The organism is Parasedimentitalea denitrificans (assembly GCF_011813015.1).
In the GTDB taxonomy this organism is placed as follows: Bacteria; Pseudomonadota; Alphaproteobacteria; order Rhodobacterales; family Rhodobacteraceae; genus Parasedimentitalea; species Parasedimentitalea denitrificans.
On sequence record NZ_QHLQ01000011.1, the window covers coordinates 72,583 to 97,928 of the forward strand.

A 25,346-nucleotide genomic window follows, 5' to 3' on the forward strand; every position below is an offset into this window, starting at 1 on the left:
CTTGACCCGGCTGCTGTACCGGTTGGGTTACACCTTGCGAAAGCAAAAGAACCCCCAACCAATTGACAGAACCAGAGGTCCCCACAGTGGCATGCCGATCAACCCCAGCCAGGCCAGAAAGATATAACTGGTGCCGAGCAGGCTGATGAACAACCGATCGCCGCGAGTGGTGGTCAGTCCCAGCACTCCTTTGCGTTCGTCGCCGCCGGGGTGGCGGATTTCCAATGCGATCAACACGCCAATGGCTGAGAAGATACCGATAAAGACCAGCGCTGTAGGCCAGGTCCAGGCCATCCATGAAAGCATTACACCCTCCCCATCGCGAAACCTTTCGCGATATAGTTGCGGACGAAGTAGATCACGATTGCGCCCGGAATGATTGTCAAAGTCCCTGCCGCCGCCAGCAGTCCCAGCTCATATCCCGCACTGGATGCGGTTTTGGTCATGGTCGCGGCAATGGGTTTTGCTGCAACGGCGGTCAGGGTTTTGGCCAGCAGCAGTTCTACCCACGAGAACATGAAGCAGAAGAAGGCAGCAACGCCTACACCGGCCTTGATGGAAGGGATGAAGATTGTGGCAAAGAAGCGTGGGAAGGAATAGCCGTCCACATAAGCGGTTTCATCCAGTTCCTTGGGCACTCCGCCCATAAAGCCTTCGAGGATCCACACAGCCAGAGGCACGTTGAACAGACAATGTGCCAGCGCAACAGCCCAGTAAGTGTCGAACAGTCCAACAGCCGAGTAGAGCTGGAAGAAGGGCAGGGCGAACACCGCAGCAGGTGCCATCCTGTTGGTCAGAAGCCAGAAAAACAGCTGTTTGTCGCCCAGAAACCGGTAGCGGCTGAATGCATAGGCGGCCGGCAGGGCCACCGCGATCGAGATCACGGTGTTCAGCGTCACATAGGAAATCGAGTTGATATAACCCCAGTACCAGCTGGGGTCGGTAAAGATCACCTTGTAGTTTTCCAGCGTGAAGGTCTGCGGGAACATCGAGAAACCGCCGAGGATCTCGTTGGTGGTTTTGAAGCTCATCGCCACCAGCCAGTAGATCGGCAGCATGAGAAACAGGATATAGACAATTGGGACGATGGATCGTTTTTGCATTTCCATGGTCTCCTTTAGTTCAGGTCGTCTTTGGTCATCAGCGTGTAGAACAGCCATGATACCAAGAGAGTGATTGCAAAGTAGATCAGCGACATCGCAGCAGCAGGACCAAGGTCAAACTGGCCAAGGGCGATTTTCACCAGATCAATGGACAAGAGCGTGGTCGAGTTGCCGGGGCCACCGCCAGTGAGCACAAAGGGTTCGGTGTAGATGTTGAAACTGTCCATAAATCGCAGCAGGATGGCGATGGTTAGCACCGATTTCATCTTGGGCAGCTGGATAAAGCGGAACACCGACCAGTTTGACGCGCCGTCGATCTTGGCCGCCTGATAATAGGCATCGGGGATCGACACCAGCCCGGCATAGGCCAGCAGCACCACCAGCGAAGTCCAGTGCCAGACATCCATGGTGACAATGGTGATCCAGGCCGCGATTGGGTCTTGGGTCATGTCATACTGAATACCCAGCGTATGGTTCAGGAAATACCCCAGCAGGCCGATATCGGGCAGGGTAAAGATATTCCACATCGCGCCAACCACGTTCCATGGGATCAGCATCGGCAGCGCCATCAGCACTAGGCAGACGGGCACCCAAATGCCCTTGCGTGGCATTGATAGGGCAATGGCAATGCCCAGTGGCACTTCGATGATCAGGATCAGGAAGGTGAACAGGAACTGGCGCCCCAGCGCCGCGTGAAACCGTTCAGACCGCAGGATCTGCTCGAACCAGTCCAAGCCTTGCCAGAAGAACTGGTTATTGCCAAAGGTTTCCTGCACCGAATAGTTGACCACAGTCATCATCGGGATCAGGGCGTTAAAGGCGACCAGCAACAGCACCGGCAGCACAAAGAACCAGGCTTTTTGGTTTTCGGTTTTCATGACTGCGCCTCTTGCGGTTGGGTGGCAATCCAGCCGTCGACATAAAGCCGGGTCTGTGACTGTTGGAAGTTAAGGTGAACAGCCGCGCCTTTGGCCGGGCCTTGGCCATCGATGATAGCGCTGATCCGGCTGCCGTTGGCCTCACATTCGACCACTGTGTGGCGGCCAATGTCGGATACCTTGATCACGGTTGCGGGCAGGCCGGTGTCTGCCAGAGAGACAAACTCGGGACGGATGCCGATCTCAAGCTGACCGGTAGGTGTTCCCTGAATGGGACCTTCCAACGCGATGGGTTGGTCCGCGAAATAGGCGGCTCCATCGGTCAGTGTGCAAGGTAGAATGTTCATGCCCGGCGAGCCGATGAAGTGACCGACAAAGGTGTGTGCGGGACGTTCGAACAGCTCAACCGGGGTGCCAATCTGCACGATCTCACCATCCTGCATCACCACAACCTGCTCAGCAAAGGTCAGCGCCTCGGTCTGGTCATGGGTAACATAGATCATCGTCGCCTTAACGCGCTGATGTAGTTCTTTCAGCTTAGATCGCAGCTTCCACTTCAGATGAGGATCAATCACCGTCAGCGGTTCATCAAACATCACCACATTGACGTCTTCACGCACCAACCCGCGCCCCATCGAGATTTTTTGCTTATTGTCCGGGCTCAGACCTGCGGCCTTTTGGTCGAGCATGTCGACGACTTCCAACATCTCGGCAATGGCCATGACACGTTGCTTGACAGTGTCCTCGTCCCGGCCACGGTTGCGCAGCGGGAAGGCAAGGTTGTCGTAAACCGTCATGGTGTCGTAGATCACAGGGAACTGAAACACCTGCGCGATGTTGCGCTGGTCTGGCGGTAAGCTGGTGACATCCTTGCCGTCAAACAGGATCTGCCCTTCTGAGGGAACCAGAAGACCGGATATGATGTTCAACAAGGTCGACTTACCACAACCTGATGGGCCCAGCAGCGCATAGGCGCCGCCATCGGTCCAATCGAGATCAATTTCTTTCAGCGCATAGTCCGATGGTTGCTTCGGGTTCGGGTAATAGCTGTGACGTAGCTTGGAGAGTGTAATTTTAGCCATTGGTGCGCCTCACGCCACGCGAGAGCCATCGGGGGCAAAAACATATGCCGCCGTTGGGTCCATATAGAAGTTGTGCATTTCGCCCACCTGATAGGGGTGAACACCGGGGGCCAGGGACACCCAGCTTCCTGCGCCCATTTCAAAGTGGGCGCTGCTTTCTGAGCCAGACAGTTCGGTCACCTGAACCCGGCCTGACAGCCGTACCGTGCTTTTGTCATCGGCGATGGGCAAAACATGGTGCGGGCGGATTGCGATGGTGTAGTCTCCATCCGACAGATCCGCCGCTGCGCCAGTTAGCTCCCAACTTACGCCTGCGTTCAGAGTGGCCGTTGAACCTTGTTTGACAATAGCGGCTGTATTGATTGGTGGATCCGAGAAGACTGCGGCTGCGGCCACATTGGCCGGATTGCGGTAGATGTCAGCGGTGACACCAAATTGGGTTACATGGCCATCTTCCATCAGCGCGGTTTGCCCGCCCAGCAACAGAGCTTCTTCGGGCTCAGAAGTAGCATAGACCACCACGGCACCACGTCCGGCAAACAGCTCGGGCAGCTGGTCGCGCAACTCTTCGCGCAACTTGTAGTCAAGGTTGGCCAGCGGTTCGTCTAAGAACACGGCCTTGGATTCCTTGGCAATGGCGCGCGCCAGTGCAGTACGTTGTTGCTGGCCGCCTGACAACTCATGCGGCATTCGATGTAACATCGGGCGCAGTTGCAGAATGTCTGCCGCCTCTTCGACGCGGCCCTGAATTTCGGACTTCGCCATACCTGCCACTTTCAGTGGCGAGGCGATGTTTTCATACACAGTCATGTGCGGGTAGTTGATGAAAAACTGGTGCACCAGACTGATGTTGCGTTTCTGGGTGTTGAGCTTGGATACGTCTTGACCATCCATCCAGATCTCGCCGCTGGCCAGCGGGTCCAGCCCTGCCATCAGTTTGATCAGAGAGGTCTTACCAGATCCAGTTGCGCCCAATAGGACATTGAAGTGACCGGGGTGCAGTGTCAGGGAGGTTTCCTTGATGTGCAAATTCGCGCCGACGCGCTTGGTCACGGATTTTAATTCGAGAGCCATCTTGGTGGGGCTTTCCGGCAGGTGGCCTGTTGCGCGCGATTTAGCGCAGTCTTGGGAAAAAGCGCCCCAGAGATCGAGGGGGATCTCTGGGGCAAGGAGGCTGACCAGATTGCTGGGGTCAGCCCGTCAGGGAGGACCTGTTACTGAGTAGCCCAGCGGGCAACCAACTCGTCATAGTTGACGGTCTGGCCCTGTGGCTTCTCGTTTTCCAACATTGGCTTGGCGCCACCATTGGCCATCCACCACTCCGCGTCTTTCTCGTCGTTCAGACGTGGTCCACAACCGCCATAGACGTTGGCTGCTTCATCGGCGCGCTGCATGCGGGCCATGGTGATGTCCATTTCTTCTGCCAGACGGTTCATCGCTTCTTGTGGCGTGAACGCACCCGAGTTGACGTCACCAATCTGCTGCCACCAGATCTGGGCCAGCTTTGGATAGTCAGGCACGTTAATGCCAGTTGGCGACCATGCTACACGATCAGGCGAACGGTAGAATTCTACCAGACCACCTAGTTTGTCAGCACGCTCCGAGAAGCTCTCGTGGTTGATCGAGCTGTCACGGATGAAAGTCAGACCCACGTGGGACTTCTTCACGTCAACAGTTTTCGATGTCACGAACTGAGCATAAAGCCATGCAGCCTGAGCACGATCAGCTGGGGTCGACTTCAGGAAAGTCCAGGAACCCACGTCCTGATACCCAACTTTCTGGCCTTCTTCCCAGTATGGGCCGTGTGGGCTTGGCGCCATCCGCCACAGTGGCGCACCATCTGCGTCAACTGTGTTGTTGCCTTCGGACTGTGGCTTCACCATGTCGGCTGTAAACGCTGTGTACCAGAAAATCTGCTGCGCTACGTTACCCTGCGCCAAAGCTGGCAGCGACTGGTAGAAGTCATAGCTGGCAGCACCCGGAGGAGCATATGCCCGTAGCCATTCGTCCCACTTGCGGATCGCATAAACAGCCGCCGGACCGTTAGCTGCACCACCACGGGTGACAGAGGCACCAGCTGGGTTACAGGAACCGGCTTCCATACGGATGCCCCATTCGTCGATTGGCACACCGTTTGGCTCACCTTTCGAACCTGCGCCAGCCATCGACAGCCAGGCATCAGTCATACGCCAGCCTAGGTCAGGCGCGCGCTTACCATAGTCCATGTGACCATAGATGGCGGTGCCGTCGATTTCCTTGACGTCATTGCTGAAGAACTCAGCGATGTCTTCATAGGCTGACCAGTTGACTGGCACACCCAGATCATAGCCGTATTTGGCTTTGAACGCTTCCTGCAGGTCTGCGCGGTCAAACCAGTCTTTGCGGAACCAGTACAGGTTTGCAAACTGCTGATCAGGCAGCTGGTACAAGTCACCATCCGGGCCAGTTGTGAACTGGCTGCCCATGAAGTCTGCCAGATCGAGTGTAGGCGATGTTGTGCCAGACCAGTCACCTGCCATCATGTCGGTCAGGTTGTACGCCAGTTGCAGACGCGAGTGGGTACCGATCAGATCCGAGTCATTGACGTAACCGTCATACAGGTTCCGCTGAGTTTGCATTTGGGTCTGAACCGCCTGCACAACCTCGCCTTCGCCCAGGATCTGGTGGTTCACCTTGATGCCGGTGATTTCCTCAAACGCTTTGGTCAGAACTTCCGACTCATAGCTGTGGGTTGGAATGCCCTCGGACAGCACGTTGATTTCCAAGCCTGAGAATGGTGCAGCGGCCTGAATGAACCACTGCATTTCCGCCAGTTGTTCGTCCTTGTTCAGAACCGAGGGCTGGAATTCCTCGTTAATCCATTTATTTGCGGCTGCCTCATCGGCATGCCCCATCGATCCCGCAATCACGGCAGTCGCCGCGACAGCGGAGAGAAGATACTTGCGCATCTTGTCACCTCCCTAAGGTATAAGATGTCAGTAGTGCTCTCCGGCACCTGACTGTTACATAGGTTTCATTTGATCTTCGTTTTTGTCAAACTAATTTTTTAGTAAATCGCAAGTTGCTGTTTTTTATCGTAAATTTACGAAAGGATTCGAAGGTCCTAGCGGGACGCGTTGCGCTCCTTGCGGGGATTCTCTGCTTTGGGTCGATTTTGCAACCAAACAAAAAGAGGTCGCTGCGCCAGTGATTTGCCTCTATGCAGTGCCCATGATGACAGACACAGAATTCGAAATTTTCCTGGTGGCAGCCCCCGGAACCGAAACCTCCCTTAGGGACGAGGCGCGTGAAAAGGGCTTTCATTCCCCTAAAATTTCGCCCGGTGGCGTGACCATCACTGGCACCTGGCCCGAGGTCTGGCGCGCCAATCTGCAGCTACGAGGAGCAGCGCGGGTTCTGGCACGTATTGGTGAAATCCGTGCCTTTCATCTGGCCCAGCTCGATAAACGCGCACGCAAATTCCCCTGGGGTGATGTGCTGCGCCCGGACGTGCCGGTTAAGGTCGAAGTGACAACCAACAAGAAGTCCAAGATTTACCACGCAGGGGCCGCCATTCAGCGATTTGAAAAGGCCATTACCGAAGAGCTGGGCGCTCCGATATCTGCCGAGGCAGACGTACGCATCAAGGTCCGCATCGACGACAACCTCTGTATCATTAGCGTCGACACTTCGGGCGAGGCGCTGCACAAACGCGGCCATAAACCCGCTGTGGGCAAGGCGCCGATGCGTGAAAACTTGGCGGCGATGTTCCTGCACCAGTGTCGATATGATGGAAATGAGCCGGTGGTTGATCCCATGTGCGGCTCTGGCACTTTTGTGATCGAAGCAGCCGAGATCGCTACGGGGTTGATCCCGGGCCGCAGCCGCAGCTTTGCGTTTGAGAAATTGGCTAATTTTGACGAAGTTGCTTGGCAACAGATGCGAGACGCTGGGCAGGGCGCGGAGACCGAATTACGGTTTTACGGTTCTGACCGCAACGCAGGCGTGATTGAGAGTACCAAAACCAATGCTGAGCGCGCCGGTGTTGATGGCTGCACGGTCTTCACTCATCAGGCAGTCAGTGACCTGACCCCACCCGATGGTCCGCCGGGATTGGTGATCGTCAACCCGCCATATGGTGCTCGGATCGGTAACAAGAAACTGCTCTATGCTCTGTATGGTGCGCTGGGCAAAACCCTCAGTACGCGCTTTTCCGGTTGGCGGGTGGGTATTGTCACTAGCGAGGCGGGACTGGCAAAGGCCACCGACCTGCCTTTCTTACCGACAGGAGCGCCAGTGGCCCATGGCGGCATCAAGATCCGATTGTTTCAAACTGCGCCGCTCCGCTAGGAACTGCTTAGATTCAGTGGCGTCTTCGGCAATTTAGAAGGGGCGCGCCACTTGAGGTGCTCTTCAGAACATGGGTGTTGTAGGTGTTTCACAGTCATGTCGGCCATCTCTAACGAACTTTACCGATCCCAAAAGCTCCCGCGTCCACGCAGTCCATCTGCGATCGCAGATCCCCCTTGTGGTCTTGGGCCCGGACATCGCAAGATGTTTGGCGACGGGCGGGAGAATTTGAGTGCGAGGAAGCTGTCTTGGGGAATTGCTGGGCAAACGTCGAAAACAGCGATTAGTTTGGAAAGCCGAAAAAAATTGCTGACCTTTCAACCTTGGCCAGATCTCTGTCAGATCATTTTTCGTGGAAGGGAACCTATCTACATTCCGGTGACAAAAATCCCTGCCGAACCAAAAAACGGACCTAGGTAATACCTTAACGGATCATGCCACTTCCCTCACAGGCACGTTGAGGGTCGCCTTAAATCGGTGGACGGCCACGTTGGCAAAGGGTGGCAACTGATTATCGGGAGGGGTCAACAGATGGCGAATACCGACCAGAAGCATACCGCGGTGTTTGCCAAGATGGTAGCGCGGGCCTTGATAGAGCAGGGCTATGACCCAGAAACAGTGTTTCGTGGAACAGCGTTTGATGACTCTTTGTTACAGCAAGAGGCCCCATTTGCCAGAGCATCCGATGTCATGAGCTTTTTTGAACAGGGGGCGCTGCTGACCAAGGATGATCTATTCGGCTTTCAGTTAGCACAGGGGCAGGACAGTCGCCGTGTCGGATTGGTGTGTTATGTCGGGCTGGCGGCCCCAAATGTCGGTGCGTTTCTGACCAACTATGCACGCTATGCCCGGATCTACAGTGACGTGCTGGAACTGGATTTTTCCCATCTGAAAGACAACGGTCTGATTGGCTGGCAGTATAGCCTTTCTTCCAGCGTGGCGCGCCGCCAATATGTTGAATATACAAGCGCGGTTTTTCTGAACACCCTGCGCCATTTTTCGGCATCGGAGATTGTTCCGCAGCACGTTAGTTTTGAACACCTCCGGCGCGAACACATAAGTGTTTTGGAGGACAGTTTCGGCTGCAGTATTTCGTTTGGTGCTGATCGTAACAGTTTTGAGTTCATGGCAAAGGATCTGGAACTTCCATTGATCTCGGCTGATCATCAATTGCTATTGGTGTTGCAGAGCTATGCAGATCAGGTTCTGGCGGAGAAAAACCGGGAGTTGCCGGGGCTGGTATTTGAGGTTGAGCGCGTTATTGCCGATCTGTTGGCCCGAGGAGAGGCAACGCTGGATAATGTTGCAACAACAATGGGAATGAGCCCGCGAACGCTGTCGCGGAAACTGGCCGCCGAGGGAACCAGCTTTTTCCGGGTTCTTGAGGATCTGCGGAAGTCACTGTCCAAAAGCTATCTGCGTGACAGTGATCTTGTACTGGCTGAGATCGCTTTTCTGCTGGGTTATTCGGGGCTTAGTAGCTTCAATGACGCCTTTAAGCGCTGGACTGGGTCGAGCCCAGGTCAGTATAGGTCCATTTGAGAGGAGCGGTTCAGACGCTTTGCACCCCTAGATAAGGTGTAGAAAACCACACCTGGTTTTGGTGTGCGCTGTATTGTGTTCAGGCCGCGCACCATTGATGATTTCGACCACTAAGCCGATCAGATCTTGATTTTCAGCCGCCAAATGAGTCTCCTTTAAGAAACCAAATTTGTATTTAAACTCTGAGTGATTATCTGACTGCTGACCGAAAAAACGGATTGACCAATCTAACCGCTAATTTGTAGGCCCTGTGCATTGTCTTGACCACTATGGCTAGTCTGGGAAAGCCGATACCTTGGAACATCAGGGCATTGGGCGCTTGGGTACAGCAGTATGCTTGGGATTGCAGTCCGGCCGAAATTTAATATGGAGACGATCGAAAATGGCAGGCCCCGCTGGACATCATTCTGCTGTTCTTGCCAGCTTGTTGGCCAACCAGCTGGTTGAGAGTGGCTATACTGTGGAAGACATTTTCCGAGGGACCGTATTTGACGCTGCGATCCTGACTGAAAAGGCTCCGTGGTATCCATTGGCCGAAACCGTAAGCCTCTTTGAGCGGGCTGCTCAGCTAACCAATAACGAGAATATCGGGTTGCAAATTGGCAGGGAACAGGACATCCGGCGGGTTGGGCTGATTTGTTATGTCGGATTGGCGGCGCCAACCGTCGGTGGATTTTTGGCGAATTTCGCCCGCTATTCTCGGGTTGCCAGCCCTGTGCTCGAGATTGATACATCCCGGCTTTTGGATCATGGGGTGATCAACTGGGAATATGCGATTTCGCCTAGCTTGAAACGTCGCCAATATGTTGAGTTTTCTGCGGCAAGTTTTCTGAATACCGTAAGGCAGTTTACTGATGGCCCAGTTTCTCCATGCCTAGTGCAGTTCCAGCACCATCGACGTAACCAGGTTGAAGAAATCGAAGAATTTTTTGGCTGCAAAGTAGAATTTGGGGCTGCGACCAATGGATTCAAATTTGCAGCTAATGATTTGGATCTTCCACTGACCTCGGCAGATGAGCAATTGTTGACTGTGTTGCAAGGATATGGCGATCAGGCCCTGGCAGAACTAGCGCGTGAAGATCAAGGATTGGTGATCGAAGTTGAGCGCGCAATTGCCGAGCAGTTAGGGGCCGGACCTGTGACGATGGAAACTGTTGCCAGCAAGTTGGGGATGAGCCCACGCACGCTGTCTCGCAAGCTGTCCGCAGAAGGGACCAGCTTTTTCCAACTGTTGGAAAACCTGCGTAAATCTCTTTCAAAAAGCTACTTGCGTGACAGCAATCTGGTTCTGGCAGAAATCGCATTTTTGCTGGGGTACTCGGGATTGGGTAGTTTCAACGATGCGTTCAAGCGTTGGACTGGTCATAGCCCCGGACGGTTTCGTACGGTCTGAAACCAAGTGTGTTTCCTGATGGGGCCAGATGATTTATTTTGCCGCAACTAAAGCGTCCCAGCGGGGGTTGTTGTCATCAAGGGATCTGAGAGCTCCCCAGCTGCCCCACTTGGCAGGTGTCGCAACATCTACATAGGCGGTAAACATCTGCCCGCCCAGCGCCCGCCAGCCTGCCAATAGCTCGGTATAGAGTGCCCCCATTTCATCGGTGTAGTTGAGGTGGGTGAAGAACCCGGTCAGGCCCGTGTCTTCGATCATGGGGCCGATGCCAACCACATGGCTACCACCTTCATACATGATCAGGTCCATGCCATGCGCGGCGGCGATGTCCGCATGATAAGGCAGCACCCTTTCCAGAAGATCTGCCACTGTATCAACGGGATCGCCCGAAATTAGACCGTCTCGCAATTCAAGACCGGCCTGCGCAGTGGCTATGTCATAGCGATGGGCCGCAATGAATTCGCGTCTTGCCTCACCTTTCAGGCCCCGGTTGCGGGCCTCGTCACTGGCGCGTTCAGTGCTGTCTGTAATCCAGGCACGCACCACATCTGCGCGTTCTTTAAAACCCAAAATGCCGCCAAAATAGCCGGTTACGGCATAGGCATCGAAATAGCTGGAAGGTGGGCGATTGTCCGGGTGTTCCGCGACCCATAGCGGCGCTTGTAGGATCTGTTGTTCCAGCCCTAGCCATCCGGTCTGTGTGGCCATCACTCGAACCAATTGATCTGAGGCGCGATCTCCAAAGACCTCGCTCCAGATCTGCGTCATCTCGGCTGCGCGCGCGCCGTAAAACTGCATCCGCAGATCATCGTCCCCCCAGCGAGCTCTAGCTTGATCTTCGGCCCATTGCGCTTGGGGAAATTGCCCATTCCAGACCTCGTTTGAGTATTCGACGTATACCCCTTGCTCATCTGTTAGCCGGTCGGCTACTAACTGGGCAAAGTGTTTGAAATAGTCATCGCTAGCGGCGTGGGGCATAGAGAACCATGGGTTTGTGCTCAGCTTGGCTGTCAATGCCAGCATAACCTCGGCGGGCACACCATTTCGGCCCCAAGTGTAATCTGTGACCTGCGGGCGGTCTGTCCATTCGACCAGAGCGGAACCGTTGGTTGCCATCCATCCTGTGAACCGTAAAGCAGAGAACTCTTGAATGCGGGACAGCCATTGTGGGTTAAACAGTGCGCCCTGAGCATGGTCGTCCAGGTGCTCTTGCTTCACTACTGTGATATTGCGCACATAGTCATTTGTGTGAAGACGGTCCGTACGCTGTATACGGATCTCAACTGAACCAGGGCCGGGTGTGTAGTCAAACCAAACCTGTCCGTCCCGGTAGCGCACATTTTGGCCTCGTCCCAGAACCTCGACAATACCATCACCTTCAAAGCGCAACAGGTAGCGGCCAGCTAGAGAAGTGGCGGTGTCAGGTAGGTCTGTCAGGATTAAGGTGCCAATTGACCCGAGCTCTGGCGGGATGGCAGTGGGCCAGCCGTCAGGGTCAAGGTAACCAGCAACAGCAAGATCGTCGTGTCCAGCGCCGCCCCATTGTCCGGCAAGGTGGCCAACCCAGGGACGTGCGGTTTTGAAATGGTCCAGAAATGGGGTCTGCGAACTCCAGTCGGCAATGGCTGCGAGATTTACGGCGACGGGCTGGCGGATGATTGTCTTGGCCGTGTGCGTCGTATCTGAACTCGGGTCGTTCAGGCGTACCATCGCTGGTTCATCGGGCAGGGGGGCTGGGTCCGGGGGCAGGACCGTGCGGATATCCGAGCCTTGGGCGGCCTTCCATGCGATCTGCTGCAAGCGGCGGGCCAGCTCGGGCGACGGGGCATCATAGTTTGCCCCACGTCGGTTGGTCAGATGGTGTGGCAAATCCAGAGGATCGTCGCCCGTCAGCACCGCGTACTGCAGCAAGGCCAGATAATAGAACCCGATGTCGTTGGGGTGAATGTCATCGGCGAAGACGTCATTGATACTGGTCAGCCCAGGTACCGTGCCCGCCTGAATGGCATCATCCAACCGGGCCATGGCCTGACCCGCTGGCAGCAGTCGAACTTGGCCACCCGTCCGAGCATTGACCCGGTCAACAACCCTCTGCCAGTGTGGCAGATCTTGCTCTAGTCGCTCGCGCCAGGGCGTGGACATGCCGTCGTCAAACTCGATCAGCTCGCCACTGCCGCTGCGCAGGCTGTGCCAGGTTTCTTGCAGGAAAAATTGCACATTTGGGTTTGCGACACGTGCCAACTCATAAAACCGGGTGACTGCGTCTGCCGTTCCGCTCCATTTCAGGTGGTTGGCCAACGGGATAGCCTCGGTCACGATCACAGCGTCGGTTGTGCGGCGCATGCGGTCTCGGCTGTTAATGCCCTCGGCCTTGTCAGAGTGATCCCAATTGTATTGCAGCGAGGCACCGTTGATGATCTGCGCCTGAACCGTTACCGGGGTCTCACTTCGTGCGCCCAGCAGTTGGTTCAGCATCTGCGGGTTATCCAGACCGAACAAGCTGTGTCCGATCATGACAACCGAGCCAACAATTGTGCTCCAACTCATTCTGGCGTCTCCTTAGGTGCGCAGTTCTGCCACGGTTACAATCACTCCGGCCCCAATGGCAAACCGCCCGTCGATCACGTCACCTTGGGCGAATGGTAATTGGTCGGCGGTAAAGCGGGCTTGGAAACTGCGTCGTGTTAAATCCAGTTCCAAATTCATACCGTGAAATCCAAAGTACTTCTGGCTAATGGTGTATTGGCATTTATAAGCGGCTTCTTTGGCAGAAAAAATAACTTTGGCCAATTGGCCGGGGTTGGCCTGTTCCTTTAACCAGTCTCGCTCAGCATCGGTGCAAATCGCTGACAGCAACTTGTCCGGCAGGGGAGTGTCCTGCTCGACGTCGATGCCAAGCGCCCGGACATCGCTGTTGCGTGCTACAATAGCCATAGCGCAGCTGCGCGTATGCGTGATTGATCCGGTCAGCCCTACGGGCCAGATGGGCGCGCGGTCTTCACCGTTCAAAATTGCCTGTGGCGGGACGCCCAGATTTGCCATCGCAGTATGGGCTGCTGCGCGGCCTGCTGCAAATTCGCGTTGCCGCTTGCTGACAGCATTGGGCGACAGGCAGGCCAGTTCATCGGCAAAAGGGGGCGGTGGTGTTCCTTGGGGGTCGGTTATTGCCAATGCCACTCCCGGTCCCACCAGCGGCTGGACCAAGGCCAGATGGTCGTCACTCGGTGTCGTGTTGGATATTAGCATCCGGTCCTTGCTTTGCGGTTTATCCGCATCGCGCGGCGGTTTGAATTCGTATCACTATAGAGATCTTGATCACAGAGGTGATACATGATTGGTCTTCGGCCATCGCGGCACTACGGGTCAACCCCTTTGAAGGCCTTGTCTGGCACGGTACTCCTACCCTCATAGGGTGTTTTTCAGTCCCGTTGGTCACCGATGTTGACTACCGTCGTCAAATTGGGCAATTGGCATGTGAGCGCAAACATTTTCCTGAGAATTTGCATTTGGGAGCGATTTGTAGCACCATTTAGGCATAATTAGAATGATTAAGGGCACAGCTGAATGAACACGGATGTCACGGTACTGGTCGGCGATGTCGGCGGCAGCAATACGCGTTTGGCATTGGCTGGACCTGAAATCGGCGTCACCGCATTAAAGAGCTTCGACAACGACAGTTTTACCAGCCTAGAGGACGTGTTGACAGCCTATCGCTCGCAGCCGGACCTGCCCGAGATTCAGGGAGCTTGTATTGCCGTGGCCGGCCCTGTTTATGGTGATGAGTATTGTCTGACCAACCGGGCCTGGCATGGCGATGCCAGCGGTCTGGCGGCGCGGCTGCAGTTGCCGGATGGAGCACGGATGGATCTAATCAATGATCTGGCGGCGTTGGGGCATTCTTTGCCAGTGCTAAGTCCGGGGCAGTTGTCGTCACTGCGGGCCGGACCCCAACTGGGCGATCAGTCGCTAGTAGTTGGTCTTGGGACTGGGTTCAACGTGTCGCTGGTCGCCGGTACGCACACCGCTGGGGCCGAAATGGGGCATGCGGATCTGCCGACCTCGGTCTACAAAAAACTAGAAGCCGTTCTGGGGCGTAATCCCGAAGGGTTCGACACCAACGAAGATCTGTTCTCTGGACATGGGCTGGTTCGGTTTCATCAGGCAATGAGCGGCGTGGCGATTGCCGGAGGAGCTCAGCTGATGAGCGAATATTTGGATGACCCAAACAGTGCCGCCGCCCGCACGGTTGAGACTTGGGCCGAAATGCTGGGGCTACTGTCCTCAAATCTGGTGCCAACCTATATGCCCGGCCAAGGTCTGTTTTTTGCAGGTAGTGTGTCACGCGGAGTGCTGGGGTCGCCTGCGCAGGCGCAATTCCTTGACGGGTTCTCGCAAGGGGGCGGTTTGTTGCAAGAGCAATGTAGCCAGATTCCATTGTGGGTGATCACTGATGATGCGGCTGGCGTCAGCGGCTCGGCTCGGGTGGCGCTAGAGGCCGCAGGTGCAGGGCCTTTGGTCTAGTTTCACCAAAGGGGCGGTCGATGTCTAAGGTGGCCGCCGCTAGTAGTCCTTTTTGAAGAACAGACCTAAACCGGTGTCGCCGTCGCTTTCTACAGTGCCGGTGACCGTCACATTGCTGCTGATGTCCAGGTTGATGTTTAGCTCGCTCTCGCCACGGGTGTTGACGTTGAAATCGGTATAGACATTGTCAGCGACATAACCGCCAAGACCCAGCCCATCCAGCCGCAGGTCAGCGTCGTCGGCGCCGGTTTCATCACGCAGTGCACCCTCGGTATTTCCTCCGCGCCCGCTGAGTTCCCGCAACGAGCCAGCCATGCGCGCCAATGCAAGAGGAGACAGGTCCTCGATGTTATCGCCAAACAACAGTAGGGCCAAAGCCTCTTCGCTGGGGCGGGCGGGTTCTGAATAGACCTTGATCACGGGGGCATTGATCAGTCCCGAGATCTCCATCGTGGCTGAGCCTTCGGATGTGCTGGCCGTGGATTTGAAGTCTAGATAGGGCACTAGGTTGCCCTGCAAGGTGACTTTGCCTTCATCAAGCTCTAATCGGCGGCCTAATAGGTTGAACCTGCCGCGGATCAGATCGATTTGCCCAGAAGGTGCAAGGTTGGCCGTGCTGCCGCGAACATGGATCTGACCACCAAGTTCAGCCTGTAATCCCCGCCCTCGGGCAAAGATGTGCCCGGGCGCGTTTATCAGAATATCCAGCGCGATGTCGGGGCCGCTGCCAGCTTGGGCCTGATTAATTAACCCTGCGCGGGCGCGGGTGCTGCGCGAGGCGCTGGACTCGTTCACATGACGAATCGGCGGGATCGGGGCCGAGGTAACTGAGCCGCCGGCGGCAGCTAGGTTGATATTGGTCTCACCGACATTGATATGCCCGGCCAACCGCCCATTGCCTGCCAGCGGGCCGGTATAGCCTAGCGCGCCGTTCAAAATGGTGCTGTACATCAAGTTATCGGTTAGCACGACGCTGTCCAACGCCACTTGTACGTTGCCGTTGAAGGGCGCGGTAAGTGACACCGGTCCAGATATCCGAACGGCCCCGCCCGCGCGCGGCTGTGCCGAGACTTGGATTGTGGCGCTAGATTGCGCAACCGAGATGGTGGCAGCGATTGCATCAATCTGCTGCTTTGCGGCTGGAATAGCCAATGTCGCGCCGGAGGTCGAAAGAGTGCCGCTGAGCGATGATAGGGCCGGGGGGCCGATCAGGGTCATGTCAAAATTCGCCATCCCTCGGACCGAGTTTGGCGTGATGAACAGATTGGCAGCATCAAGACGCACCTGACCATTCGCACGCAGGTCAGCACTGGCCTTTGCCTCGTTCCAGCTGCCATTAACTGAACTGTCGATGCCCGCAGGGCCGGTCAAACGACTGTTGATCTGCCAAATGCCATCGCGGCGATTGGCCGTACCCTGTGCAGCCAGTTTGCCCGCCAGTTCCGGTAGGAAACGCTGGAGGTCATTCAGCGTTGCCTCAAACGTCATATCGGCTGTGCCGCTGCGGTCAACGGACCCATCTAGAACTGCGCTTGACGCATTCGGACCAAGCAGCTGCACCCTACCTGACAGGGTGCCACCATCACGCGTAACATCCGCGCTTAGGTTCAGCGGACCAGAGGTTTGCGGGAGTAGGGGAGCAATGTCGTTCAGGCGGGAGGTCAGGTTCAATGATCCGGTTGTGCTGTCCAATTTTCCCGCTGCCTGTGCGGCTAGGGCGGGGTTGGACAGGTCAAAGTGATCAACCCTCAGACCCGATGTGTCGCGCGCGGCTTTTAGCTTTAGGGTGGTGACGCCGACAATCAGCGGATCAACTTGCTCGATATCGGCGCTTAGGTCATTGGCCTGCATTGCAAGATCAATGTCGAACATCCCTGACAACGGCGCCGCATGACCTTTGATCTCGGCATTGACAGACCCGCCGATTGGACGACCTGCCAGACCTGAGAACCGAGCCAGATTTGCCGCGTCCAGATGCAAGTCAGTGGTGATCTTCAGGCCGCTGTCCAACCCATCAATCAGCGCATCGCCGCTGGCGCGATAGTCGCTACCCCGCAGAGCCATATCGCTAATCTTCAATCCCATGTCGCCCTGTCTGGCGACAGAGCCCGTAAAGGTTATCTGGCTGCCAAGAGCCTGAGCCAATGCCGGGTCGGCGGGTTTAACTCCGCTAACTATCGCGTTGATGTCGCCGCTGATGGCGAACCCATCGCTCTGGTCCAGTGTTCCCGCTGCAGTCACGTCAGCATGTGCCAGCGACAGCCCCGGGTGGCTTATGCGCTCTAGCAGGGCCTTGACTTGCCAGTCAGACTCGGCGGTCTTGTGCGCCGTGAGTTCAGCCCTGGCCAATGCGGTCGCGCCTCCGGCAACAGGAAGAAGGACCGCGGCCTGACCTGAAGGCGGCGTGATCGCAGCCTTGATATTGGCGGTTTCAAGCACCCCGCCAGAGGCCAGCGCGAGCGCGCCGGTTAGCTGCAATGCCTGTGTGCGCAACACCAGATTATCCAGTGTGATACCCCCGTCCGGGTCGTTGTTTCCTCTTAGGTTGGCGCGAATGCCGGGGCCAAAGAAGGGGCGGTAAGGCGGCGCGATCAATGGATCAATGTCACCGCCCATATCTACCGAGAACGAAATGCTATTCGGGATTTCAGGGTCGCCTGAGGGCAGGGCAGCAAGCACGACCTGACCAGCCAGACGCTGGTTACCATTGGTGTCGAGCTCCAGAATTGCGTTAAAGTCATCGACCGGGCCGGTGCCCTGCGCTGACAATCGCACAGTTGGACGCCCCGGCAGATCCAAAAGCGAGGCAACCAGCCCGTTGGCCGATTCCTCTAGCGCCAGATCCAATGAGATGACGCTGGTTTCGTTGACGAAGGATGCATCCAACCGCAGCAAATCGCCCGGCCGGTCCAGTCGCGCCACCGATAGGTCGCTGTCTAACGCGCCATCTGCCAGTTTCAGAGAGCCGTTTAGCGACAGGCTGGCAGCAGTGCCCATCAGATCCTTGCCCAACTCGATCCGGTTTACACGGATCTCGCCCAGTTCAACAGCGACAGGTAGTTCGGGCAGTTGGAACGGAGTTGCTTCGGGTGTCGGCAGCTCGGGGTCTTGCGGTGTGGGTGTAGGGCTGCGCTCAACGCGGATAGCGTCGGCGGTCAGTGCATTGACCGAAAAATTGCCTCTGATCAGGGCCAGCCGATTCCAATCCAGCACCGCGTTGTCGATGGTCAGCCAAATGCCATCATCGTCCGAGACGGTGATCTGTTTGATGGTGGCTTGGGAAGACAGCGCGCCCTCCATACCGATGACGCTGATCTGCCGGTTGTCGCCTGACAGGGTGTCCTCAAGAAAACCAACCAGAAACCCTCCGGAGTCTTCGGCATCGGTGTTCTGCGCTGCCAGAGGAGTCGTGACGAGGGTGGCGGTCAGAGTATATGCAAGGAGCTTGTTCAAAACGATTGTCCTATACCGATATAGAATTGCAGACCATCGTCGCTGCCGCCGTCGACCGGATAGGCCAGATCGAGCCTAAGCGGGCCGATCCCAGCCACGTCATAGCGGACACCCAGCCCGGCCCCCGAGTGGCGTTGTGATGAGCCAGACACAAAGCTGCTTTCGTCCACCAATCCCAGGTCATAGAAACCCACCAGCGATATTTTGTCGGTCACTTTGCCTCGGATTTCACCAGACAGCGCCAGATATCCTTTGCCGCCGGCTATCCCGCCAGGGACTGGAACGCCCAGCGATTGGTATTCGTGGCCGCGAACAGATCCAGCACCGCCTGAGAAGAACAACATCGTCGGAGATACTTCGCTAAGTTCCGGGCCAATAACTGACCCCAGTTGCACCCGCCCAGCCAAAACCACGGCATCCGAATTGCCAAAGCCTTGATAGTAACGTCCATCCAGCCGGACTTGAGCCCCCGACTCGCTACCATCAATGCCAACAAAGGGCACGAAACGCGCATCCATGTAGTAGCCGTTAGTGGCACTGACACGGTTGTTGCGCCCGTCTTTTTCGACCCGCAGGCTGCCTTGGATGTATTTGAACCGGCGTTTGCCAAACACGTCTTCAGCCAGAATGGATTCAAACCCGATTGAACCTTCGGCAAATAACGTATCCGAGAAAACCCGCCGCACACCGATGGCGCCTAACCCGCGCGTGGCCTTATAGTGTTCTTCGTCTAGCCGCTCGACCTCTAGCAGATAATAGGTGTTGTCGTCCGGGCCCAGTGTCGCTGGGCGGTCTAGGCGCAGGCTGATGCGACCGTCCAGATCACTATTGCCGCCAATACCGCTAAGACGTGTTTCAAAGCGCAATTTTTCCGCGTTGCCGAATAGATTGCGGTGCATCCAAGTGCCGGTCAGTTCCAAGCCGTCGCTGGAACTCAGCTCGGCCCCGAATGTCAGGCGACGCTGTGGCTGGTCCTCAAAATTGGCGGTGAAATCCAGCGTGCCGTCGGGATTGGGTTGCTGGGCTTCGGTCACAGAAACCGAGGAAAAAGTGCCAGTACGGCGTAACCGTGTTGCGGCCTTAGCTAGGTCATCCGGGTGATAGGGCTCCCCTGTGGGAAACCCGGCAATCCTACGGATCGCCTCGGGGTTAACGGCTGTTTCGCCGGTTTGATACAGCTGCCCAAAACGCAGGTGCGGGCCGGGGCTTAGGCGCAGAGTGGCATTGATGCGGGCCTGTGTATGGTTGGCGGTTATGTCTTGAGACTGCAGAGCGACCTTGGCGTGGCCAGCGTGGCGCCAGGCCTTTATTCCAGCATGGCTGGCATCACGGATAGCGCTTGTACTGGCGGCTTGACCAGTCGCAAAACCCTCGGGGATTTCGATCTCGCTGGGGTCGGGCATCGGCGTAACATTGGCGGTGCCAAAGGTGAACTTTGGCCCCGGATTCACAGTTATGACGATATCGTTGATGCTGCGCGGCGGGTACAGTGGTTGGATCGAGGCGGCCTCGCGGCCATCCAGCCGGATATGTACCTCGGGCGAGAAATGACCACTGTCGTAAAGAACCTGCACCAATGTGCGGTAGTCCGAAAGAGCGGTCGCCAACAGGCCCTGCACATCGGTATCTGGTTGTGCTGACAATACTGCCGAGGCGCCACGCAAGCGCTCTGTCAAATCTTCGCTTGCCTCTGGTGCCGTAAGGCTGGTGCTAGCAGCGCTGGCAGAATTAGGTGGCGACAGACCAATGATGCAGAGGCTGAGTAATACTGCGCGTGCCACAAAGCTCGAGCGATAAAATAAAAACATCGGCGGGCTCCGGAGCTGCCTGAACAATCTAACCACTCTGGAAAAATCAGAGATTCATACGGTGAGATCACGACTAACACACCAGAGGTTGTGGTAGAAGGTGAGAAATAACATACCGGAATAATGCGGGTTTAACAGCTGAAGGAGTTAGCCATCCTTAATGTCCAGGGTCGTATTTCAGCTATGAATTACATTTGCGCTGCGCGATACCAGCGCCGAATGGCGGCGCGGTCTTCGGGTTCCATGAAGGTGACGTTGGCAGGGGGCATGGCGTCAGTCACTCCCGCGTGTAGATAGATCGCATCAGCCTGACGGGCGACATCGGCCTCGCTTTCCAACAGGATCCCCTTGGGTGCCTGACGGATGCCATCCCAGTACGGCTCGCGGGCGTGGCACATGGAACAGCGACCCATTACCAGTTCATGCACCTCTTCAAACCCTTCGGTCTGCGACATGACCAGTGCAGTTCCGCGCAGAGATGCCTGTTCCTCGGCATCGCCGTCGGTTTCCAATCCAAGGCCAGACAGGATGATGATGCCAAGGAACAGCAAGGCCGTGACCAACCATGTCCAGGTCGGGTTGCCCTTGCGGGCGTGGCAGGTGTTGAAATAATGCCGGATGGTCACGCCCATCAGGAACACCAGCGCTGCGATCAACCAGTTAAACTGGCTGGCAAAGGCCAGTGGGTAGTGGTTCGACAGCATCAGGAAGATCACCGGCAGCGTGAGGTAGTTGTTATGGGTCGAGCGCAGCTTGGCTATTTTGCCGTATTTTGCATCCGGTGTGCGCCCGGCCTGCAGGTCAGCCACCACGATGCGTTGGTTTGGCATGATGATGAAGAACACGTTGGCTGTCATGATTGTGGCGGTAAATGCCCCAAGGTGCAGCATCATGGCACGGCCGGTGAACACTTGGTTCAGCGCCCAGCCCATCACCACTAGCAGCACAAACAGCAGCACCATCAACAGGGTCGGACGCTCTGCCAGACCGGACTTGCACAGCCGATCATAGATCAGCCAGCCCACCGACAGTGATGCGGCCGAGATGGCGATGCCCTGCCACAGCAAAAGATCCGCTTTGGACTGATCAATCAGGAACAGCTCTCCGCCAGCCCAGTAAACGACCATCAGCAGGGCCGCACCGCTTAGCCAGGTTGAATAGCTCTCCCATTTGAACCAAGTCAGGTGGTCGGGCATTTCAGCGGGCGCCACCAAGTATTTTCGGACGTGGTAGAACCCACCGCCGTGAACTTGCCATTCTTCACCGTGGGCGCCTGTCGGCAGATCATCCGCTTTGCGCAGACCAAGGTCCAAGGCAATGAAATAGAACGAGGAACCGATCCAGGCGATGGCGGTAATCACATGCAGCCAGCGCAGGGCAAAACCCAACCAATCCCACATCATCAAAAGCTCAAACATTGGTCGCCCCGTAATTGTTGTTTGCTGCACTCTAGGCAAACCCTAGATTGTTCGGTATTCCCGCATATTATCAAACTGTATCAAAAAAAATGGAACAATGTCATATCTCGATAACATTCGCACCTTTGTAAGGGTCTACGAGCTTGGCTCGATGTCTGCAGCCGGCCGGGATCTGCGGATTTCGCCAGCGGTGACCTCGGCCCGAATCTCGCAGCTAGAGGATTACCTTGGGGTACGCCTGTTTCAGCGCACCACACGCAATTTGACCGCAACCGAGCAGGGCAAGGCGTTTTATGGTGGTGCCGTGACGGTGCTGGAAACCGTGGATGCCGCCGAGGCCAAGGTGATGCACCTGACCGAAGTTCCGCGCGGATCATTGTTCATCGCGGCCCCTTTAGGCGCTGGCCGACGTCTGTTGGCGCCGCAAGTGCCGAAATTTTTGGCTGAATACCCCGAGATGAGCCTGCGGCTGCGACTGACGGATCGTTCAGTTGATTTGACTACTGAAGGGTTGGATCTGGCTTTCTTTCTGGGGCAGCCGGAGGACAGCAACCTGCGGATCCGCAAAATTGCGGACTGCCAGCGTATGCTCTGTGCTTCACCAGAGTATCTGGCGCAGCACGGTATGCCCAAGAACGGAGCAGATCTGGTCAGCGGCACCCATGCCTGCCTGAATTTGCGTTTTCCAGGTGCCGCGGAATTTCAGTGGATGCTGGAAACGCCTGATGGCCCAAAGCGTTATGCTGTGACTGGCCGGTATGAGTGCGATGACGGCGATGTTTTGACAGACTGGGCACTGTCCGGGCAGGGCATCGCGTTGAAGCCGGTGTTCGAAGTGGCGGATCACCTTTGCGAAGGGCGGTTGATACCAGTGGCAACTCAGACACCGCCAGTCCCCGTGCAGATGGCATGCCTATATACCCATCGTCGTCATCAAGACCCAAAAACACGACTGTTCATGGACTTTATGACCGAACATATGGCGCGAACCATTCGCGAAGCTGAGGCCCGGGTAGCAAAGGTGGTCTCCCGCCCATGAAGGGGCCTGTTGGCCCATTGCAAGGTTTGGGCGTGGCACCGCGCATGCGCGGTGCGGCAGCTTGGCGCTGCAAAGTCGGAACTAAGTGCGAGCACTGGATAGTTGAAGCCCAAGTTTAGGCGGCGTGGCAACTATTCGTTGACTATATTATTAACGATGTGGTTAATTATCGGCTAGTGCGATCTGCACAACACGATAATAAAGGATTGATTTATGGCAGAGCTTATTCAGGGTGTTAGCTGGGCAGGGGTGATTTCAGGCGCAATAGGCGCGTTCCTGTTGGGGTGGCTGTGGTACTCGCCCAAGCTGTTTGGGCCCAAATGGGCCGAGGGCGTTGGGGTTCAGATGGGTGATGCCAATGAAATGCCCAAGGCTGCAATGTTCTTTCAGCTGCTGGGCCTGTTTTTGGTCAGCTGGCTGGTTGGGGTCACGGCGGTTTCAGATGCGCTGCTAACCATCATTCTGGCGGTTGTTGGGTTTTCAGTTATGGGCTACGCGGGCGGGCTGTTTCGCAAGAATAGTGCCTATGCGCGTGGTGTTGATGCCGGGTATTGGGTGGCCAGTGTTGTCGTGATGGTGATTTGTCAGGGAATTTTCTGATCAGCACCAGATAGTTTTAATGATCACCACGTCAGTGAAGCCTGACGGATAGGTCAAACCTGCGCACCAACCCTAGGTTCGGTTGGGCGCAGTACCGCACTTTGCGACCCGGTTGCCAAATGGCTAACCCACCGCAGGTGCCACGCCCAACGGACGGGAATGCATCTTTGATGCAGGCCTGTTGGGCGGGAGATCATCGAGGGTGAGCTATTCAGCTGCCGCGGTAGGTGGAATAGCCAAAGGCCGACAGCAATAGAGGTACATGGTAGTGGGCGTCGGCCTCACTAATACCAAAGCGGATAGGGACCTGATCCAAAAACAGAGGTTCGGGCAAAGTCTGACCACTGGCACGCAGGTAATTCCCAGCTTGAAACACCAACTCATAGGTACCAATAGCAAATCCGTCTTGCGGCAGGATCGGTGAGTTCGTGCGACCGTCGTCGTTGGTCTCCATCTCAGCCAGCTGAGTGCGGGTGTCGCCGTCGATGCGATAGAGCGTTATTTTCAGTCCTGCCGCCGGACAACCTTGGGCCGTATCCAGAACATGGGTGGTCAAATAACCGGTCATCTTGGTGTCTCCTTTTGCCTGATCCAATCCCTGACGCAGCGCGGCTGTAGTTGCAAACTTGGCGGGCTTGACAGTGTCTTCGGGAAAATTTGAAAAACCTCACTCATCTTCTGCCATAGTAAGGGGTGATACAATAGGTTGAAAGGCCAAGCACTATGACCAGATATCCGCGTGACATGATTGGATACGGCGCCACTCCACCGGATGCGCAGTGGCCCGGAGGGGCTAAGGTTGCAGTGCAGTTTGTGCTGAATTTTGAGGAAGGCGGCGAGAATAACATCCTGCATGGCGATGCCGCGTCCGAGGCATTCTTGTCAGATATACCCGGTGCCGCAACTTGGCCCGGTCAGCGCCACTGGAACATGGAATCCATCTACGAATACGGAGCACGGGCCGGGTTCTGGCGTTTGCATCGGCTGTTCACCGGGGCGGATATACCGGTGACCATCTATGGCGTCGCCAGTGCTTTGGCGCGTTGCCCTGATCAGCTGGCAGCGATGAAGTCGGCAGGCTGGGAGATCGCTAGCCACGGGTTGAAGTGGGTCGAACACAAGGACATGGCTGAAGACGACGAACGCGCCACCATTGCCGAGGCTGTTCGCTTGCACACCGAAGTGGTCGGAGAGCGCCCACGTGGTTGGTACACAGGCCGTTGCAGCGCCAACACAGTGCGTTTAGTGACCGAAGAAGGCGGGTTCGACTACATCTCAGACACCTATGATGATGATCTGCCGCATTGGCGTGAGCAGGGCGAGCGGGATCAACTGATCATCCCTTATACGCTGGAAGCCAACGATATGCGATTTGCCACCGCACCGGGATATACGACGGGCGAGCAGTTCTTCTCGTATCTCAAGGATGCATTTGACGTGCTCTTTGCCGAGGGTGGTGAAGGTGCGGCGAAGATGATGAGCATCGGTCTACACTGCCGTCTGATTGGCCGTCCGGGCAAGATTGCTGGGCTGAAGCGGTTCATCGACTACATCCAAGGGTTTGAGGGCGTGTGGTGCCCACGTCGCATTGATATTGCCGAAGATTGGGCCAAGACCCATCCGCACCGGCGTTTTGAGCGTCCAAGCCAGATGGATCGTGAGACATTTGTAAGCAAGTACGGCTCGATCTTTGAGCACTCGCCTTGGATTGCCGAGCGGGCCTTTGATCTGGAGCTTGGGCCTGCGCATGATACCGCGGGAGGGTTGCACAATGCCTTGTCACGTATGTTCCGCAGTGCCAGTGAAGAAGAGCGGCTGGGCGTGCTAACCGCACACCCGGATCTGGCTGGTAAGCTGGCATCGGCTGGACGGTTGACGGCAGAGAGCACCGGCGAACAAGCTGGCGCTGGGCTGGATATGCTGACTGATGAGGAGCGCGAGACCTTCACCCGGTTGAATGGCGAGTATGTGGAGAAGCACGGTTTCCCGTTTATCATTGCAGTGCGCGACCATGACAAGGCCAGTATAATGGCAGCCTTCCATCGCCGCATCGATAACGGCCGTGAAATTGAATTTGCTGAGGCTTGCAAACAAGTCGAGCGGATTGCCGAGTTCCGGTTGCGGGATGTTTTGCCGTCGTGATTTGTGGGGCTGCAGGATCATACTTTGGAATTGAAGTC

Annotated in this window: 19 protein-coding genes; 7 read left to right on the forward strand and 12 right to left on the reverse strand. The window is 56.2% G+C overall.

Features of this window, described 5'->3' with window-relative positions; all coding sequences use genetic code 11:
• Positions 1-27: 27 nt before the first annotated feature.
• The 6 genes from DL239_RS12345 to DL239_RS12370 form a co-directional block, all read right to left on the reverse strand.
• Positions 28-306 carry a DUF2160 domain-containing protein gene (locus tag DL239_RS12345; RefSeq protein WP_167684401.1) on the reverse strand — a complete coding sequence of 93 codons (279 nt, stop codon included), beginning with the start codon at positions 304-306 and terminating at the stop codon, positions 28-30.
• The gene (locus tag DL239_RS12350) at positions 306-1,103 is read right to left on the reverse strand and encodes a carbohydrate ABC transporter permease (protein ID WP_167684402.1); all 798 of its coding nucleotides are present in this window, start codon (positions 1,101-1,103) and stop codon (positions 306-308) included. The genes DL239_RS12345 and DL239_RS12350 overlap by 1 nt, the downstream gene beginning before the upstream one ends.
• 14 nt (positions 1,104-1,117) lie before the next feature.
• Complete coding sequence (locus tag DL239_RS12355; protein ID WP_167684403.1) at positions 1,118-1,981, reverse strand: carbohydrate ABC transporter permease; 864 nt, start codon at positions 1,979-1,981, stop codon at positions 1,118-1,120.
• Positions 1,978-3,063, reverse strand: a complete 1,086-nt coding sequence (locus DL239_RS12360; RefSeq protein WP_167684404.1) for an ABC transporter ATP-binding protein — start codon at positions 3,061-3,063, stop codon at positions 1,978-1,980. Before DL239_RS12360 ends, DL239_RS12355 begins: the two co-directional genes overlap by 4 nt.
• 9 nt (positions 3,064-3,072) lie before the next feature.
• A complete protein-coding gene (locus tag DL239_RS12365; protein ID WP_167684405.1) occupies positions 3,073-4,137 on the reverse strand; it encodes an ABC transporter ATP-binding protein in 1,065 nt (354 codons plus the stop codon).
• A gap of 140 nt (positions 4,138-4,277) precedes the next feature.
• Positions 4,278-6,011 (reverse strand): ABC transporter substrate-binding protein, encoded by a 1,734-nt coding sequence (locus DL239_RS12370; protein WP_167684406.1) that lies wholly within the window; start codon positions 6,009-6,011, stop codon positions 4,278-4,280.
• A gap of 262 nt (positions 6,012-6,273) precedes the next feature.
• On the opposite strand from DL239_RS12370, the gene DL239_RS12375 reads away from it, so the two are divergent.
• The 3 genes from DL239_RS12375 to DL239_RS12385 all read left to right on the forward strand — a co-directional run bounded on the left by DL239_RS12375 (position 6,274) and on the right by DL239_RS12385 (position 10,327).
• Positions 6,274-7,392 carry a THUMP domain-containing class I SAM-dependent RNA methyltransferase gene (locus DL239_RS12375; RefSeq protein ID WP_167684407.1) on the forward strand — a complete coding sequence of 373 codons (1,119 nt, stop codon included), beginning with the start codon at positions 6,274-6,276 and terminating at the stop codon, positions 7,390-7,392.
• Positions 7,393-7,923: 531 nt separating this feature from the next.
• Positions 7,924-8,934, forward strand: coding sequence for an AraC family transcriptional regulator (locus DL239_RS12380; RefSeq protein ID WP_167684408.1), 1,011 nt, complete (start codon positions 7,924-7,926; stop codon positions 8,932-8,934).
• A gap of 382 nt (positions 8,935-9,316) precedes the next feature.
• Positions 9,317-10,327 (forward strand): AraC family transcriptional regulator, encoded by a 1,011-nt coding sequence (locus tag DL239_RS12385; RefSeq protein ID WP_167684409.1) that lies wholly within the window; start codon positions 9,317-9,319, stop codon positions 10,325-10,327.
• Between the two features lie 33 nt (positions 10,328-10,360).
• Here the strand turns inward: DL239_RS12385 and DL239_RS12390 are convergent, their stop codons facing one another.
• Together DL239_RS12390 and DL239_RS12395 are read right to left on the reverse strand one after the other, a co-directional pair.
• On the reverse strand, positions 10,361-12,874 hold the full coding sequence (locus DL239_RS12390; RefSeq protein ID WP_167684410.1) for a hypothetical protein: 2,514 nt from the start codon (positions 12,872-12,874) through the stop codon (positions 10,361-10,363).
• A 12-nt stretch (positions 12,875-12,886) separates the two neighbouring features.
• Entirely contained in the window at positions 12,887-13,573 is a 687-nt protein-coding gene (locus tag DL239_RS12395; RefSeq protein WP_167684411.1) for a 4'-phosphopantetheinyl transferase family protein, read from the reverse strand.
• Positions 13,574-13,891: 318 nt separating this feature from the next.
• On the opposite strand from DL239_RS12395, the gene DL239_RS12400 reads away from it, so the two are divergent.
• Positions 13,892-14,848 (forward strand): glucokinase, encoded by a 957-nt coding sequence (locus tag DL239_RS12400; protein WP_167684412.1) that lies wholly within the window; start codon positions 13,892-13,894, stop codon positions 14,846-14,848.
• Between the two features lie 39 nt (positions 14,849-14,887).
• Here the strand turns inward: DL239_RS12400 and DL239_RS12405 are convergent, their stop codons facing one another.
• The 3 genes from DL239_RS12405 to DL239_RS12415 form a co-directional block, all read right to left on the reverse strand.
• Complete coding sequence (locus DL239_RS12405) at positions 14,888-18,301, reverse strand: translocation/assembly module TamB domain-containing protein (protein ID WP_206188448.1); 3,414 nt, start codon at positions 18,299-18,301, stop codon at positions 14,888-14,890.
• Complete coding sequence (locus DL239_RS12410; RefSeq protein WP_167684413.1) at positions 18,298-20,109, reverse strand: autotransporter assembly complex protein TamA; 1,812 nt, start codon at positions 20,107-20,109, stop codon at positions 18,298-18,300. The genes DL239_RS12405 and DL239_RS12410 overlap by 4 nt, the downstream gene beginning before the upstream one ends.
• A gap of 188 nt (positions 20,110-20,297) precedes the next feature.
• Positions 20,298-21,527 (reverse strand): urate hydroxylase PuuD, encoded by a 1,230-nt coding sequence (locus DL239_RS12415; protein WP_167684414.1) that lies wholly within the window; start codon positions 21,525-21,527, stop codon positions 20,298-20,300.
• Between the two features lie 97 nt (positions 21,528-21,624).
• Between DL239_RS12415 and DL239_RS12420 the strand changes: the two genes are divergently transcribed.
• Together DL239_RS12420 and DL239_RS12425 are read left to right on the forward strand one after the other, a co-directional pair.
• Entirely contained in the window at positions 21,625-22,566 is a 942-nt protein-coding gene (locus DL239_RS12420; RefSeq protein ID WP_167684415.1) for a LysR family transcriptional regulator, read from the forward strand.
• Between the two features lie 213 nt (positions 22,567-22,779).
• Positions 22,780-23,166, forward strand: a complete 387-nt coding sequence (locus DL239_RS12425) for a DUF1761 domain-containing protein (RefSeq protein WP_167684416.1) — start codon at positions 22,780-22,782, stop codon at positions 23,164-23,166.
• Between the two features lie 211 nt (positions 23,167-23,377).
• On the opposite strand, the gene uraH is transcribed toward DL239_RS12425, so the two are convergent.
• Positions 23,378-23,734 carry a hydroxyisourate hydrolase gene (gene uraH, locus DL239_RS12430; protein ID WP_167684417.1) on the reverse strand — a complete coding sequence of 119 codons (357 nt, stop codon included), beginning with the start codon at positions 23,732-23,734 and terminating at the stop codon, positions 23,378-23,380.
• A gap of 155 nt (positions 23,735-23,889) precedes the next feature.
• Here uraH and puuE point away from each other — a divergent pair, with 155 nt between their 5' ends.
• Positions 23,890-25,308: an allantoinase PuuE gene (gene puuE / locus DL239_RS12435; RefSeq protein ID WP_167684418.1), complete on the forward strand. Its 1,419-nt coding sequence runs from the start codon at positions 23,890-23,892 to the stop codon at positions 25,306-25,308.
• The last annotated feature ends 38 nt before the right edge of the window (positions 25,309-25,346 follow it).

Bases quoted from the DNA above. Each gene is read 5' to 3' on its own strand.
- DL239_RS12345 (WP_167684401.1), bottom strand. From the start codon at position 306: ATGCTTTCATGGATGGCCTGGACCTGGCCTACAGCGCTGGTCTTTATC.
- DL239_RS12350 (WP_167684402.1), bottom strand. From the start codon at position 1,103: ATGCAAAAACGATCCATCGTCCCAATTGTCTATATCCTGTTTCTCATG.
- DL239_RS12355 (WP_167684403.1), bottom strand. From the start codon at position 1,981: ATGAAAACCGAAAACCAAAAAGCCTGGTTCTTTGTGCTGCCGGTGCTG.
- DL239_RS12360 (WP_167684404.1), bottom strand. From the start codon at position 3,063: ATGGCTAAAATTACACTCTCCAAGCTACGTCACAGCTATTACCCGAAC.
- DL239_RS12365 (WP_167684405.1), bottom strand. From the start codon at position 4,137: ATGGCTCTCGAATTAAAATCCGTGACCAAGCGCGTCGGCGCGAATTTG.
- DL239_RS12370 (WP_167684406.1), bottom strand. From the start codon at position 6,011: ATGCGCAAGTATCTTCTCTCCGCTGTCGCGGCGACTGCCGTGATTGCG.
- DL239_RS12375 (WP_167684407.1), top strand. From the start codon at position 6,274: ATGATGACAGACACAGAATTCGAAATTTTCCTGGTGGCAGCCCCCGGA.
- DL239_RS12380 (WP_167684408.1), top strand. From the start codon at position 7,924: ATGGCGAATACCGACCAGAAGCATACCGCGGTGTTTGCCAAGATGGTA.
- DL239_RS12385 (WP_167684409.1), top strand. From the start codon at position 9,317: ATGGCAGGCCCCGCTGGACATCATTCTGCTGTTCTTGCCAGCTTGTTG.
- DL239_RS12390 (WP_167684410.1), bottom strand. From the start codon at position 12,874: ATGAGTTGGAGCACAATTGTTGGCTCGGTTGTCATGATCGGACACAGC.
- DL239_RS12395 (WP_167684411.1), bottom strand. From the start codon at position 13,573: ATGCTAATATCCAACACGACACCGAGTGACGACCATCTGGCCTTGGTC.
- DL239_RS12400 (WP_167684412.1), top strand. From the start codon at position 13,892: ATGAACACGGATGTCACGGTACTGGTCGGCGATGTCGGCGGCAGCAAT.
- DL239_RS12410 (WP_167684413.1), bottom strand. From the start codon at position 20,109: ATGTTTTTATTTTATCGCTCGAGCTTTGTGGCACGCGCAGTATTACTC.
- DL239_RS12415 (WP_167684414.1), bottom strand. From the start codon at position 21,527: ATGTTTGAGCTTTTGATGATGTGGGATTGGTTGGGTTTTGCCCTGCGC.
- DL239_RS12420 (WP_167684415.1), top strand. From the start codon at position 21,625: ATGTCATATCTCGATAACATTCGCACCTTTGTAAGGGTCTACGAGCTT.
- DL239_RS12425 (WP_167684416.1), top strand. From the start codon at position 22,780: ATGGCAGAGCTTATTCAGGGTGTTAGCTGGGCAGGGGTGATTTCAGGC.
- uraH (WP_167684417.1), bottom strand. From the start codon at position 23,734: ATGACCGGTTATTTGACCACCCATGTTCTGGATACGGCCCAAGGTTGT.
- puuE (WP_167684418.1), top strand. From the start codon at position 23,890: ATGACCAGATATCCGCGTGACATGATTGGATACGGCGCCACTCCACCG.